The organism is Aquabacterium sp. OR-4, from assembly GCF_025290835.2.
Taxonomy (GTDB): domain Bacteria; phylum Pseudomonadota; class Gammaproteobacteria; order Burkholderiales; family Burkholderiaceae_C; genus Pseudaquabacterium.
The window spans coordinates 2,754,719-2,768,786 of sequence record NZ_JAOCQD020000001.1 but is presented as its reverse complement, the minus strand read 5'-3'; the positions used below and the strand labels follow the sequence as shown (position 1 = coordinate 2,768,786).

Here is a 14,068-nt window from a genome sequence, read left to right as displayed (position 1 = left end):
GCTCGGGCTGCGACCTGCGCAGTCTGCACACCCCCCGCCGTCACTACCTCACGCGCACTGGCCGCGTCGCCCCCTTGCTTGAAGGTCGGCTGTCCCGGAGCCGTCATGGTTCACCATTACACTTTGCCGGCGATCTTGTGACAGGCATTACAGCCGCCATTGGGACGGCTTTTGCATGCAGTAGGGCCCCGCACCGGGCCGAGGAGTTGCGTAAAACATGACGACGAACACCCACCCGGCCAGCCAACGCGGCCTGATGCGCCTGAGCGCGCTGGCCCTGGCCACCACGGTGGCCCTGCTGGCCGCCGGTTGCGGCGACAAGAAGGACAAGGCCGCGAGCCAGACCGCCGCCAAGGTCAACGGCGACGAGATCACTGTCCACCAGATCAACTTCGTGCTGCAGCAGCAGCGCGGCCTCAAGCCCGAGCAGGCCGATGCGGCCAGCAAGCAGATCCTGCAGCGCCTGGTCGACCAGCAGCTGGCCCTGCAAAAGGCCGACGAGCTCAAGCTCGACCGTGAACCCCGCGTGGTGCAGCAGCTCGAAGCCGCCAAGCGCGAAATCCTGGCCCGTGCCTACCTCGAGAAGGTGGGCGAGGGCGCGGCCAAGCCCGGCGCCGACGAGATCGAGAAGTACTACAACGACAAGCCCGCGCTGTTCAAGGAACGCCGCATCTACAGCCTGCAAGAAATTGCCGTCGAGGCCAAGCCCGAGCAGGTGCAGGGCCTGCGCGACAAGCTCACCGCGGCCAAGAACATCAACGAGTTCGTCGAGTACCTGAAGGCCAACGAGTTCAAGTTCTCCGGCAACCAGGCCGTGCGCGCCGCCGAGCAGCTGCCGCTGCAAAGCCTGGATACGCTGGCCAAGCTGCAGGACGGCCAGGCGCTGCTGAATCAGGGCCCCAACGGCGTGCAGGTGGTGGTGCTGGCCGGCTCGCGCAGCCAGCCGGTGGCGCTGGAGCAGGCCAAGCCGGCGATCGAGCAGTTTCTGCTCAACGAGCGCAAGCGCAAGCTGCTCGAGAGCGACATGAAGGGCCTGCGCGAGAAGGCCAAGATCGAATACGTGGGCAAGTTCGGCGAAGGCATGCCGCCGGCCGGCGCACCGGCCCTGCCGGGCTCGGCGCCTGGTGCCGATGCCGCTCCGGCCGTCGCGCCGGCAGCCCCCGTGGCGCCTGCTGCCACGCCGGCACCGGCACCGGCCGCGCCGGCCGCCAGCGCTGGCCTCAGCGCCACCGACATCAGCAAGGGCATGGGCCTGAAGTGAGCCGCACCATGACGCGCCACCTCTCCCGCACGCCGCTGGCCGCGGCCCTGCTTGCCCTGGCCAGCCTGGCCGGCCCGGGCATCGGCCTGTCCGCCGCACAGGCCCAGACCGCCGTGCCCGCGGCCAACGCCGCAGCCGAATACCGCCTTGGCTCGGGCGATGTGGTGCGCATCAGCGTCTACCAAAATCCCGACCTCACGCTGGAAACCCGGGTCACCGAAACCGGCCTGGTCAGCTACCCGCTGCTGGGCAGCGTGCGCCTGGGCGGTCTGAGCGTCACCGCCGCCGAAAAGCTCATTGCCGACGGCCTGCGCAACGGCAACTTCGTCAAGAGCCCGCAGGTCACGCTGGTGTTGATGCAGGTGCGCGGCAACCAGGCCAGCGTGCTGGGCCAGGTCAACCGCCCCGGCCGCTACCCGATCGAGGTGGCCGACATGCGCCTGACCGATCTGCTGGCCATGGCCGGCGGCACGGCGGCGGGCGGCAGCGATGTGCTGGTGGTCACCGGCACGCGCAACAACCAGCCCTACCGGCTGGAAGTCGATCTGCCCACCGTGTTCGCCCAGGGCGGCAAGGGCCAGGATCTGCTGATCCAGAACGGCGACACCGTGTGGGTCGACCGCCAGCCCATCGTCTACATCTACGGCGAAGTGCAGCGCCCCGGCCCGATGCGGCTCGAGCGCGGCTTCACGCTGATGCAGGCCCTGGCCACCGGCGGCGGCCTCACCCAGCGCGGCACCGAAAAGGGCATCCGCGTGCACCGCAAGGCCGCTGACGGCAAGGTGCAGGTGATCACCCCGGGCATGGACGACAAGATGCAGGACGGCGACGTGGTGTACGTGCGCGAGAGCCTTTTCTGAGCTGAAGGATCTTCGCGATGACGTTTGCCCAATTCCTGTCGATCCTGCGCGCCCGCAAATGGGCGGCGCTGCTGGTGTTTGCGCTGGTGGTGGCCACCACGGTGGTGATCAGCCTGGCGCTGCCCAAGCAGTACCAGGCGGCCAGCAGCGTGGTCATCGACGTCAAGCCCGACCCGATCACCGCGATGATGAACCCCACCGCGGCCATGCCCAGCTTCATGGCCACGCAGGTCGACATCATGGCCAGTGACCGCGTGGCACTGCGCGTGATCAAGGACTTGAAGCTCACTGAAAACGCCGCCATCCGCGAGCAGTGGCAGACCGAGGCCGACGGCAAGGGCACCTTCGAGCAGTACCTGATCGAGCTGCTGCAAAAGGGCCTCGATGTAAAGCCCAGCCGCGAGAGCAACGTCATCGTCATCTCGTACAAGAGCCCCGATCCGCGCTTTGCCGCCGGCCTGGCCAATGCCTTTGCACAGGCCTACATCGCCACCACGCTCGAGCTGCGCGCCGACCCGGCGCAGAACTTCCGCAAGTTCTTTGATACCCAAACCAAGGACGCGCGCGACATGCTCGAGAAGGCGCAGTCCAGGCTGTCGGCCTATCAGCAGCAAAAGGGCATCATCGCCACCGACGAGCGGCTCGATGTGGAAAGCTCGCGCCTCAACGAACTGAGCAGCCAGCTCACCCAACTGCAGGCCGTGTCGGCCGAAAGCAGCAGCCGCCAGTCGCAGGCCCAGGGGGCCCAGGCCGACCGCCTGCAAGAGGTGCTGAACAACCCGGTGATCGGCGGCCTCAAGGTGGATCTCTCGCGCAACGAGGCCAAGCTGCAAGAGCTCACCCAGCGCCTGGGCGACGCCAACCCGCAGGTGCTGGAGGCCAAGGCCAACATCGCCGAGCTGCGCGCCCGGCTCGATGCCGAAACCCGCAAGGTGACCGGTGGCGTGGGCGTCAGCAACACCATCAACAAGGCCCGCGAAGGCCAGGTGCGTGCCTCGCTCGAAGCCCAGCGCAGCAAGGTGCTGCAGATGAAGGCCGTGCGCGACGAAGGCATGGTGCTGCAACGCGAGCTTGAATCGGCCCAGCGCATGTACGACAACCTGGCCGTGCGCCTGAACCAGAGCGGCCTGGAGGCGCAAAACACCCAGAGCTTTGCCAACCTGCTCACCGTGGCCCAGCCGCCGGCCGAGCATTCCAGCCCCAAGCTGCTGCTGAACACCGCGCTGGCCATCTTTCTGGGCCTGCTGCTGGCCATTGGCGTGGCCCTGCTGCTCGAGCTCACTGATCGCCGCGTGCGCGCCCCCGAAGACGCCGTGGCCGCACTGGGCCTGCCCGTGCTGGGCAGTCTGCCCAGGCCCGGTGCCAAACGCTACAACCCCGCGCGCCCGGCGCTGAGCGCGCCGCAGGCTTTTGCCCTGCCGGCACCCGATACCGGCCGGAGCCTGTGACATGAACAGCATCAGCCAAGACACCACCGTGGCCGATCGCTCGATCGGCGCCATCCTGGCCGACCTGCGCCACCTGTCTGCCGATCAGGTGGAAAAGATCGTGCACCACCAGCGCGACAAGGGCGTGCGCTTTGGTGAGGCCGCCGTGGCCCTGGGCTTTGCCAGCAACGACGACGTGATGTTCGCGCTGGCCCAGCAGTTTCACTACCCGTATGCGGCCGAAGACAAGCGCAAGGCCAACCCCGAGCTGGTGGCGCTCAACCAGCCCTTCGGCGTGCAGTCAGAGAGCTTTCGCGCCATCCGCAGCCAGATCATGATGCGGCTGTTCAACGAGGGGCAAGAGCGCCGCGCCATCGCCGTGGTCAGCCCCGACAGCGGCGACGGCAAGACCTTCTTTGCCGCCAACCTGGCCGTCACCCTGGCCCAGCTGGGCGGCCGCACGCTGCTGGTGGATGCCGACCTGCGCCACCCGCGCCAGCACCTGGTGTTTGGCGTCAGCAACAAGGCCGGCCTGTCAGGCATCCTGAGCGGCCGCGCCGAGAACAAGGTGATCCAGCAGGCCGAGGGCGTGCCCAGCCTGTTCATCCTGCCGGTGGGCACCACCCCCCCGAACCCGCTGGAACTTGTCGAGCGCCCGGCGTTCGGACTGCTCATGCGTGAACTGCTCGCCAAGTTCGACCACGTGGTGGTCGACACACCCGCCGCCTGCTACGGCAGCGACAGCGCCGTGATCGCCGCGCGCTGCGGCGCGGCGCTGGTGGTGGCCCGCAAGGACCAGGCGCGTGTGAACGCCCTGCAAGACCTGGTCGCCAATCTGTCAGAGACACCTGCCAGGATGGCGGGCGTGGTGTTCAACGAGTTCTGACCCCCGTTTCTGCCACGTGTCCGCATGCGCCTGACTGCCCAGCAAACTGACCAGATCGTGAGCGCGGTGCGCTGTCACTTCAGCACAGGTGCGCGTGTTGCCGGCAGCGCCTTCGTTCAGGCCGTGCGGCCGCACGCGGCGCCGCTGGAAGCCCTGGCATGACAAAAGCCGTGAACAGCGTCAGCGCAGCTCCGGCTGCCACGCCCGGCAAGCTGCCCCTGCTGCCCGTCAACTTCGACTGGCTCGTGTTCGCGTTCCTGGCGGGCGGCTTTGCGCTGCTGTACCTGCCGGCCTACTACGAGCTTGCCAACTCGGTGTGGGCCACTGATGAGCAGGGCCATGGCCCGATCATCCTGGTGGTGAGCTTCTGGCTGCTGTATCAGCAACGCCATGCCTTGGCCGAGGCACAAGCTGCGCCGATGGCCTGGCTGGGCTGGCCCATGCTGCTGGGCTCGCTGCTGGTCTACACCTTCGGCCGTTCGCAAGACATCACGCTGTTGTCGGTGGCCTCGCAGATCGGCGTGCTGATGGCGTTGGCGCTCATCTTCAAGGGTGCGCGGGCCCTGCGGCTGATCTGGTTTCCGCTGTTCTTCATGATCTTCATGGTGCCGCTGCCCGAGGCCCTGGTGTCTGCCGTCACCGGGCCTTTGAAATCTGCCGTGTCGGCGGTGGCCAGTACGCTGCTGTACCAGATCGGCTACCCGGTGGGGCGCAGCGGCGTGGTGATGACGGTGGGCCCCTACCAGTTGCTGGTGGCCGATGCCTGCGCGGGCCTGAACAGCATGTTCACGCTCGAAGCCCTGGGCATGCTCTACATGAACCTGATGCGCTACACCAATCCCACGCGCAACGTGGCCCTGGCGCTGCTGCTGGTGCCCACCGCATTTGTTGCCAACATCGTGCGCGTGATGATCCTGGTGCTGGTGACCTATCACTTCGGTGACGAGGCCGGTCAAGGCTTCGTCCACAGTTTTGCCGGCATGGTGCTGTTCATGGTGGCGCTGGTGCTGATGCTGGGGCTCGACAAGGCGCTGGGCATGTTCCTGCCCGCCCACCGGGGTGCCCGATGAACGCCTTGCGCATCAAGGCCCTGATCGTCGCGGCGCTGATGGTGGCCAGCGTGGCCGGTGCCACGGCCTGGCGGCCCACCGCCCGGCTGGCCGACCAGCGGCCCAAGGTGGCGCTGGAAACGCTGTTTCCCAAGCAATTCGGTGATTGGCGCACCGACGAGAACCTGCCCGTGCAACTGGTGTCGCCCGACACCCAGGCACTGCTCAGCAAGATCTACAACCAGACCCTCAGCCGCACCTATGTCGATGGCAAGGGCCGTCGCATCATGTTGTCGGTGGCCTACGGCGGCGACCAGTCCGACGCCACGCGCGCCCATCGGCCCGAGGTCTGCTACCCGGCACAGGGCTTCCAGGTGCTGTCGTCGGCCCTCGGCACGCTCGACCTCGGCGGCCAGGCGGTCAAGGTGCGGCGCCTGCATGCGCAGCAGGGCGCACGCAGCGAGCCCATCACCTACTGGATCGTCGTCGGCGACCGCATCACCGTCACCGGCTTCGAGCAGAAGCTGGCCCAGCTGTCGTACAGCACCCGCGGCGTGGTGCCCGACGGCATGCTGGTGCGGGTGTCGAGCATCGACCGCGACGTGCCCCAGGCCTACGCGCTGCAGCAAGAGTTCGTGCAGCAGCTGGCATTGCGCCTGCCGGGGGCGCAGCGGGCCCAGGTGGTCGGCGCAGCTGTTCAATGAACGGTTAGCGCCCAGGGGCGGTGGCCGGTTGGCCGCCAACCCGCCCGGGTGCGCTTGGCAGTCATGCTGGTTCGCAACGTCGTCTTCAACCTGATCGGCCTGGCTGCGCCGGTGCTGCTGGCGGTTTTCTGCATCCCGCCGCTGATCGCGCAACTGGGCGCGTCCACCTTCGGCCTGCTCACGCTGGTGTGGGTGGTGCTGGGCTACTTCAGCATCTTCGATCTGGGCATCGGGCGCGCGCTCACGCTGGCCGTGGCCGAACGCCGTGCGCGCCACGACGTGGCAGGCCTCAACGGCTGGGTGGGCACCGGCCTGGCCCTCACCGCGGCGCTGGGCCTGCTGGGCGCCGTGGTGCTGGTGTGCGTGGCCGGGCCGCTGTCGGGCGTGATCGCCCAGGGCGAACCGGCGCTGCGCAGCGATGCCCGGCAGGCCTTGCTGGCCATCGCCGTGGCCTTGCCCTTTGTCACCACCACCGCGGCCATGCGCGGCGTGCTCGAGTCGTTCGACCGCTTCGACATCACCAGCATCATCCGCGTGGGCATGGGCTTCGTCACCTACCTCGGTCCGCTGGTGGTGCTGCACTTCACCTCGGGGCTGGTGGCCGTGGTGTGGTTTCTGGTGGGCGCGCGCATGCTGGCCTGGGCCGTGCATCTGGTGGGCATGCTGCAGGTGGTGCCCAGTCGATCCGAAAGCCCGCTCAGGCTGGCGGCGCACACCTTGCGGCCGCTGCTGATCTCGGGCGGCTGGATGAGCGTGTCGAACCTGGTGTCGCCGCTGCTCAGCTACCTCGACCGCTTTGTCGTGGCCTACGTGGTGGGCGCCGCCATGGTGGCCTACTACACCACGCCCTACGAGGCCATCAGCCGCCTCACCATGATCCCCGAGGCCTTGCTGGGCGTGCTGTTTCCGGCACTCGGTGCGGCCATGGCCACCGACCGCTCACGCGTCGAGGCGCTCTACGGCCAGAGCGTGCGCGTGCTGCTGGCCGTGATGCTGCCCATTGCCACCGTGTTCATCGGCCTGGCCGAGCCGCTGCTCACGCTGTGGATCGATGCAGCCTTTGCCGCCAAGAGCTTTGGCGTGTGGCAGTGGCTCACCTTGGGTGTGGTGGTGAACTGCATTGCGCGCGTCACCTTCACGCTGATCCAGAGCCAGGGCCGGGCCGACGTCACCGCCAAGCTGCACCTGATCGAGTTGCCCTGCTTCCTGGTGCTGCTGTTCTGGTTGACGCAGCGCTACGGCGTCAACGGCGCCGCCGCCGCCTGGTGCATCCGTGCCTCGGTCGATTTCGGCCTGCTGCTGTGGGTGCAGAACCGGCTGGTGCCGGCCTCGCTGCACCTGGGGGCGCCCACCTTGCTGGCCATGCTGGCCGTGCTGGTTGGCGCCTGGGGGGCAGGGCACTGGGCCCCGGCGTCATCGAAAGTGCCGATGGCGCTTGGCATCATCCTGGGTTCGGCGGTGGTGGCCTGCGGCCTGGTGCTGCGCACCGCCGACCGGCAACTGCTGCTGAGCCTGGCCTCACGCGTGACGGGGCGGCTCAGGCGCTGACCCCTCCATCGGCCATCCATTCATCCAACCCGAACACGGCGTGAGCACACAGCCCCTCCACCCACCCACAGCGGCCGCCGCGCGGGCGCCTGCCACCCTGCTGTGGCTGCAGGCCCTGGGCCTGGCCGCGCTGGTGGGCCTGCTGGCCATCGACAACCGGTCGCTCTGGACCGACGAGATCGGCACCTGGGAGCTCACGCTGCCTGGCAGCTTCACGGCCTGGTTGACGGGGTTCTTGCGCCACTACAACAGCGACGGCCAGATCCCGCTGTACCACGCCTGGATGTGGGCCTGGGTGCACCTGTTCGGTGAGGCTGAATGGGTTCTTCGCGCAGCCAACCTGCCGTGGCTGGCCCTGGCCGCGGCCGGCCTGCTGCGCGCTTGTGCCGAGCCCCGCCTGCGCGGGTGCCTGTGGCCTGCGCTGGGCGCCAATGCCTTCATCTGGTACTACCTGAACGACGCGCGCCCCTACATCCTGTACCTGGCCGGCGCCAGCTGGTTCACGGCCGGCATGCTGAACCTCGGCCGCCTGCCCCACGGCCCGGCGCTGGCGGCCGATGGCAGCGTGCGCCAGGCGGCCGACCGCGCACTGCGCGAGGCCCTGCTGGGCGCGGTGGTGCTGGTGGGCGGCAGCGTGCTCGGCAGCTTCTGGATCGCCAGCGCGGCGCTGGCGCTGGTGCTGTTCAGGCGCCAGGCCGCCTGGCTGATGTGGCAATCGGCCCTGCGCCAGTGGCACTGGGTGCTGCTGGCGGTGCTGGCCGCTGCGCTGCTGCTGGGCCTGGCCATCCACAGCCACCTGTCGGGTGCGCGCGCCAGCCAATGGGCCAGCTTCTCCCTGGCGGGCATGGGCTACGGCTTCATCGAACTGCTGGGCGCGGCCGGCCTGGGGCCTTCGCGCAACGACCTGCGCCAGCACCTCGCCCGGGCCGATGCCGTGCAGATGGTGTTGATGCTGGCCGCCGCCTGCGCCACCGCCGCCGGCGTGGTGCTGGGCCTGCTGCAGGTGCGCGGCGCCCGCGCCCGCTGGGCCCTGCTGCTGGGCGCCGGCCTGCCGCTGCTGGTGATGGTGCTGCTGGGCCTGCTGCTGCACTGGCGCGTGGTGGGCCGCCACCTGTCGGCCGTGCTGCCGCTGATCGTGCTGGGCCACGCGCTGTTTCTGCGCCGCGCGCTGGATGCCGCCGCCGCCTGGCCGCTGCGCCTGCTGGCCCTGCTGATGCTGGCCGGCATGCTGGCGTCGGCGCTGGGTGTGCGCTGGCTGCCCCGGCATGACAAGGACGACTACCGCCAGGCCGCCCAATGGGCCGCCCAAGAGACGGCCGCCGGGCGCAGCGTGGTGTGGCTGGCCGACGAGCGGGCGCTGGCCTACTACGGCCTGGCCGTGCCGGGCATCGGCTACCGCGACAGCACCGCGCGCACGCTGATCCCGTTCTCGCGCTATCCCGCCCGCGCGGCCGACACACCCTGGCCCGAGGTGGTGATCTTCTCGCCCCGCGAAGGGGTCGATCCCTACCGCAAGGCCCGCGGCCTGCTCGACAGCGGCCGCTACCAAATCACCGCCCGCGCCACCACCTTTGAACTGCACCGCCTGGTGCCCGCAAGCCCAGCGCGCGTGCCGGCACCGCCAGGAAGCCCCCCATGACTTCAAACACCACCCGCCAGCCCCTGGTGCTCTGCGTGGATTGCGACGGCACGCTGATCCACACCGATCTGCTGTTCGAATCGTTCCTGCTGCTGCTCAAGCAAAACTTCTGGGCGGCGCTGGCCGTGCCGTTCTGGCTGCTGATGCACGGCAAGGCCGCCACCAAGCTGCGCATTGCCGAGCGGGTGGAGATCGACGCCAGCATCCTGCCCTACAGCGAGCCGGTACTCGACTACGTGCGCGCCGAGCGCGCCAAGGGCCGCCGCACCGTGCTGGCCACTGCCAGCGCGCAACGCTACGCCCAGGCCATCGCCGAGCACCTGCAAGTGTTTGACGACGTGCTGGCCACTGAAAACGCCGCCACCAACCTCTCGGGCCAGCGCAAGGCTGCCGCGCTTGAGCAGGCTTATGGCGCCCGCGGCTTCGAGTACATCGGCAACAGCCGCGACGACCTGCCCGTGTGGCAAGCCGCCGGCAGCGTGGCGGTGGCCAATGCCTCGGCCGGCACGCTGGCTGCGGCACGCGCCATTGCCAAGCCGGTGTTCGAGGCTGCCACGCCCTACAGCGGCCTGCGCCCGGCCTTCAAGTCGCTGCGGCTGCACCAGTGGTTGAAGAACCTGCTGGTCTTCGTGCCGCTGCTGGCCGCGCACCGTGTGGCCGAAGGCAGCCTGCTGATGCAGGCCGTGATGGCCTTTGTGGCCTATGGCCTGTGCGCATCCAGCGTCTACATCCTGAACGACCTGCTCGACATCGAGGCCGACCGCCGCCACGCCACCAAGCGCCTGCGGCCCTTTGCGGTGGGCTCGTTGTCCATCCCCACCGGCGTGGCGCTCAAGCTGGTGCTGCTGAGCGCGGCCTTTGCCATCGCCACGCAGCTGCCACCCATGTTCATGGCGGCGCTTGGCCTGTACTACGCCGTCACGCTCAGCTACTCGATCCGCCTGAAGGCGCAGGTGATGGTGGACGTGATGCTGCTGTCGGGCCTGTACACCATGCGCATCCTGGCGGGCGCGGCGGCCACCGGCATCGTGCCCTCGTTCTGGCTGCTGGCGTTCTCGATGTTCATCTTTCTCAGCCTGGCCCTGGTGAAGCGCTACGCCGAGATGCTCAAGACCGCCAAGCGCAACGCCCGCACCGCCGCCGGCCGCGGCTACAGCACCGACGACCTGGTGGTGCTGCTGGCCCTGGGTGCCGCCAGCGGCTACACCGCCGTGCTGGTGCTGGCCCTGTATGTGAACAGCGCCGACGTGGCCCGCATGTACGCCCGGCCCTACATGCTGTGGCTGGTGGTGCCCGCCATGGCCTACTGGATCAGCCGCGTGTGGCTCAAGACCCACCGCGGCGAGATGCACGACGACCCCGTGGTGTTTGCCGCCAAGGACTGGCAGAGCCTGGTGATCGTGGTGCTGCTGGCGCTGGCGGCCGTGCTGGCCGCCGGCCGCGGGGTGGTGGCATGAGCCCCACCGCCATGGTGACCGTGGCCCTGGTGCTGGGCGCGGTGGTGCTCAATACCGCCGCCCAGTTTCTGCTGAAGGCCGGCGCCGGCCACCTCTCGGCGCTGGCCGCGCAAGGGCACGGGCCTGTCCAGATCTTGCTGGCCGGCGTGTTGAACCTGCACATCCTGGCCGGCCTGAGCTTTTATGTGCTCAGCTTCGGCATCTGGATCGGCGTGCTGGCACGACTGCAGGTGAGCGTGGCCTATCCGCTGCTGTCACTGGGCTATGTGTTTGGCGCCATTGCCGCGTACTACCTGCTGGGTGAACCGCTGGGTGCAGCCAAGATGTTCGGCATCGGGCTGATCCTGGTGGGCGTGGTGGTGGTGGCGCGGTCATGACGGTCGGCAGTGCCGCGGGCCGGCCACCGTGCAGACTCCAGACCATGTTTGTACGTCCTATGCACCCTTGACCGGCCTGCCATGCATCCAGTGAAAAAGACCGAGTTCTTCGACGGCGTCGATGGCCTTCGCGCCATCGCCGTTCTGTCGGTCGTTGCCTTCCACCTGAATGCATGGCTGCCCGCCGGCTTTGTCGGCGTCGACGTGTTCTTCGTCATTTCGGGTTTCGTCGTGTTCGGCGCCTGCAGCACGCTGGATCCCACACGGCTGCGCGACTTTCTGCTCGGCTTCTACGCACGCCGCGTGATTCGCATCGTCCCAGCGCTGCTGGTCTGTGTGCTGGTGTCGTTCGGTTTGATGGTGTTGTTCGTTCCCTTGGGTACGGACGGCCGCTTCTCTGAACGCAACACGCTGACGGCATTGGCCGCCTTGGTGGGTGGCGCCAATATTGCGCTGAGCGCTGGGGCTGCCGACTACTGGTCGCCACGCAGTGAGTTCAACCCATTCACGCATACCTGGTCGCTGGGTGTGGAAGAGCAGTTCTATCTGCTTGCGCCGTTTGTCTTTCTGGCCTGGTATCGCGGGCGCAAGGCATCGGCGGCACTGGTCCTGGCGGCCATGGCAATGGCCTCGGTGTTCGTCGCGGCGGCGTGGGGCACCTCGGTCAAATCGTTCTACCTGCTGCCTGCGCGCTTCTGGGAGCTTGCGGCGGGCGTGGCGCTGTACATGTGCATGCCGTGGTGGCGCGGGCGGCTGCTGTCCTACCGCGGCGATGTGCTGGCCGCGTGCGGCGTTGTGCTGCTCGGAACCTCGTTTCTGGTCACCGGTACGGGCACGTTCCCGTGGCCCGGCGCAGCGCTGCCCGTGGCCGCCGCCCTGATGCTTATCATGGCCGTGGTGGCCAGGCCCGATGGCTGGCTCAATCGCGTGCTGACGCTGCGTGCCGTGCAATGGGTTGGCAAGCGCTCCTACGCCATCTACCTCTGGCACTGGCCAGTGTTCGTGTTCTTGCGCTGGACCGTGGGTCTGGAGTCCGTACCGGTGCAGTTTGGTGCCCTTGCTGCAACCTTGCTGCTCGGGGCGGCTTCGATGGTGTGGGTCGAGCAGCCCGCCAAAGGCCTTTTGGCGGGCCGTTCTGCGAGCAGGGGGGGGGGGGGGGGCCGTGCTTCCCCTGGTTTCGGGCGGCCTGGCCGTCTTTTGCATGGTGCTTGTGATCGGCCTCGCAACCTGGTTCCGACCACAACTCACGCTCAGCAAGACCGGTCAGCAATCTGTCTGGAACTACACCTTCGACATTCCCGACACGCACCCTCACTGCTCGCTTGACCGGCAGGTTGCTTCGGTTGCCGGAGGCTTTCGCTACAGCTTGTCCCCGGTCGGCTGCGCCGCGCTTGGCAAGACGGTTTTTGTGGCTGGCGATTCGCACGCTGGCGCCTACATGGCCGCGCTGCGGAGTCTTGTTCGCCAGGAGGCCGTGAAGGTGGTTCTGTACACCCGGCCGGGTTGCCCGGTGTTCGGCATGCGCCGCCCGATTGCCGATGAAGAAGCGGGCTGTGCCGCATTCGTCAGCCATGTACTGGCCGAGATCCAGGCCAATGCCAGAGCCGGCGACCGCTTCTTTCTGCCCGGGCTTCGCCTCACGCGGTATCGCGACAGTTGGGATGACGGCAATCCCGCACAGGCCGAGACCAGCGTTGACCGTTCAGCGGCTATTGCCGATGCGCAACAGCGGCTCGGCTCATTGGCGGATGTCGGTGTGCATGTGATTCTGGAGGCGCCGAAACCACTGTTCAAGGCGCCACCCTTCAGGTGCGCCGACTGGTTCAATGCGTCGAACCCGATCTGCGCTGATGGCTTCTCGGTGCCGCGTAACGAGATTGCTCAACGACGCGCCGAGGCCATGGCGGCGCTGGGAAGTGTGGCCGCCACAGGTCCCGCCATCACCATCTACGACCCATTGCCGCATTTGTGCGATGAGCAGATCTGCCGCGCCTTTGTGGCCGGCCAGCCGCTGTTCTTCGATGGCGATCACCTGAGCGCCCGCGGCAATGCCGTGCTCTATGACTCTCTGAGTGCGGCGCTGCGCAATTGAGGCGCTGCGCGCTGGCCTTCACTCACTACTTCAGCACCGTTACCGGCGGCGCCAGACCGAGCTTTTTGGCGCGTCGCGCAAACTTTCGATCATCGAAGCTCGCAACGCTGTTGCAGTGCCTGTAGCTGGCATGGTGCAGCGCATCGGCAAAATCGATGCCGGCCAGGCTGTTGGCAAGCGCCTGCTCCACGGCAGGCCGGTTTTCAATGGTGATGTGGGCCTGTGCCAGAAGATGCCCAATGACCGAGGCAACCTCGGCGTGCTCGAAGCCGTAGTAGCCGCGCATGACCCACTCGAGCTCAAGCACCACTGACGTGCTCACCATCAGCGCCTGCCCCGATTCAATGAGCCGGCGGGCCGCGGTGCGCTGGTGCTGGGCCTCGAGATCTGCCGTGTCCTCGATGTAGTAGCGCGCGAGGATGTTGGTGTCCAGCCCGATCATCGCCGGGGCACAGGCTTGACCAGCGTGGCGACGTCGAGATCAACAGGCACCGCCTTGCGCCGGCTCTTGAGCATGCCAAACCCTGTGCCGCGCTCGTCCGCAGGCGAGCTTTGAACGCGCATTTCCACATGGTTGCCGACCAGCGCGAACTCGATGCGGCTGCCCTGGCGAATGCCGAGCTGCTGTCGCAACTGCTTCGGAATGGTGACCTGACCCTTGCTGGTGACCGATGTCGTGTCCATGGCTGCCCCAAGTAATACACAGTAATACTAGCAAGCGTTGAGCGGCCCGACAAGCCGACGGATGTGCGGCTCCACACAGGGCCG

Annotated in this window: 14 protein-coding genes; 12 read left to right on the top strand and 2 right to left on the bottom strand. The window is 67.8% G+C overall.

Annotated elements, in window-relative coordinates:
• Positions 1-217: 217 nt before the first annotated feature.
• The 12 genes from N4G63_RS11845 to N4G63_RS11790 all read left to right on the top strand — a co-directional run bounded on the left by N4G63_RS11845 (position 218) and on the right by N4G63_RS11790 (position 13,300).
• Complete coding sequence (locus tag N4G63_RS11845) at positions 218-1,261, top strand: EpsD family peptidyl-prolyl cis-trans isomerase (RefSeq protein ID WP_260788612.1); 1,044 nt, start codon at positions 218-220, stop codon at positions 1,259-1,261.
• 8 nt (positions 1,262-1,269) lie between these two features.
• Positions 1,270-2,121 (top strand): polysaccharide export protein EpsE, encoded by an 852-nt coding sequence (epsE, locus tag N4G63_RS11840; protein WP_260788611.1) that lies wholly within the window; start codon positions 1,270-1,272, stop codon positions 2,119-2,121.
• Positions 2,122-2,138: 17 nt separating this feature from the next.
• A complete protein-coding gene (gene epsF, locus N4G63_RS11835; protein ID WP_260788610.1) occupies positions 2,139-3,569 on the top strand; it encodes a chain length determinant protein EpsF in 1,431 nt (476 codons plus the stop codon).
• A gap of 1 nt (position 3,570) precedes the next feature.
• Complete coding sequence (locus N4G63_RS11830; RefSeq protein ID WP_314599708.1) at positions 3,571-4,434, top strand: polysaccharide biosynthesis tyrosine autokinase; 864 nt, start codon at positions 3,571-3,573, stop codon at positions 4,432-4,434.
• A 158-nt stretch (positions 4,435-4,592) separates the two neighbouring features.
• The gene (gene xrtB, locus N4G63_RS11825; RefSeq protein ID WP_260788608.1) at positions 4,593-5,504 is read left to right on the top strand and encodes an exosortase B; all 912 of its coding nucleotides are present in this window, start codon (positions 4,593-4,595) and stop codon (positions 5,502-5,504) included.
• Entirely contained in the window at positions 5,501-6,187 is a 687-nt protein-coding gene (epsI, locus tag N4G63_RS11820; RefSeq protein ID WP_260788607.1) for an exosortase-associated protein EpsI, B-type, read from the top strand. Before xrtB ends, epsI begins: the two co-directional genes overlap by 4 nt.
• Positions 6,188-6,250: 63 nt before the next feature.
• A complete protein-coding gene (locus tag N4G63_RS11815) occupies positions 6,251-7,735 on the top strand; it encodes a flippase (RefSeq protein WP_314599707.1) in 1,485 nt (494 codons plus the stop codon).
• 40 nt (positions 7,736-7,775) lie between these two features.
• Positions 7,776-9,374 carry a hypothetical protein gene (locus N4G63_RS11810; protein ID WP_260788605.1) on the top strand — a complete coding sequence of 533 codons (1,599 nt, stop codon included), beginning with the start codon at positions 7,776-7,778 and terminating at the stop codon, positions 9,372-9,374.
• Positions 9,371-10,831, top strand: coding sequence for a UbiA family prenyltransferase (locus N4G63_RS11805; protein WP_260788604.1), 1,461 nt, complete (start codon positions 9,371-9,373; stop codon positions 10,829-10,831). The genes N4G63_RS11810 and N4G63_RS11805 overlap by 4 nt, the downstream gene beginning before the upstream one ends.
• Positions 10,828-11,208: an EamA family transporter gene (locus tag N4G63_RS11800; protein ID WP_260788603.1), complete on the top strand. Its 381-nt coding sequence runs from the start codon at positions 10,828-10,830 to the stop codon at positions 11,206-11,208. Before N4G63_RS11805 ends, N4G63_RS11800 begins: the two co-directional genes overlap by 4 nt.
• Positions 11,209-11,289: 81 nt before the next feature.
• The gene (locus tag N4G63_RS11795; RefSeq protein ID WP_314599706.1) at positions 11,290-12,534 is read left to right on the top strand and encodes an acyltransferase family protein; all 1,245 of its coding nucleotides are present in this window, start codon (positions 11,290-11,292) and stop codon (positions 12,532-12,534) included.
• A complete protein-coding gene (locus N4G63_RS11790; RefSeq protein ID WP_260788721.1) occupies positions 12,419-13,300 on the top strand; it encodes an SGNH hydrolase domain-containing protein in 882 nt (293 codons plus the stop codon). The genes N4G63_RS11795 and N4G63_RS11790 overlap by 116 nt, the downstream gene beginning before the upstream one ends.
• A gap of 25 nt (positions 13,301-13,325) precedes the next feature.
• Here the strand turns inward: N4G63_RS11790 and N4G63_RS11785 are convergent, their stop codons facing one another.
• Positions 13,326-13,742: a type II toxin-antitoxin system VapC family toxin gene (locus N4G63_RS11785; protein WP_260788601.1), complete on the bottom strand. Its 417-nt coding sequence runs from the start codon at positions 13,740-13,742 to the stop codon at positions 13,326-13,328.
• Positions 13,739-13,984 (bottom strand): AbrB/MazE/SpoVT family DNA-binding domain-containing protein, encoded by a 246-nt coding sequence (locus N4G63_RS11780; RefSeq protein ID WP_260788600.1) that lies wholly within the window; start codon positions 13,982-13,984, stop codon positions 13,739-13,741. Before N4G63_RS11780 ends, N4G63_RS11785 begins: the two co-directional genes overlap by 4 nt.
• Positions 13,985-14,068: the final 84 nt, after the last annotated feature.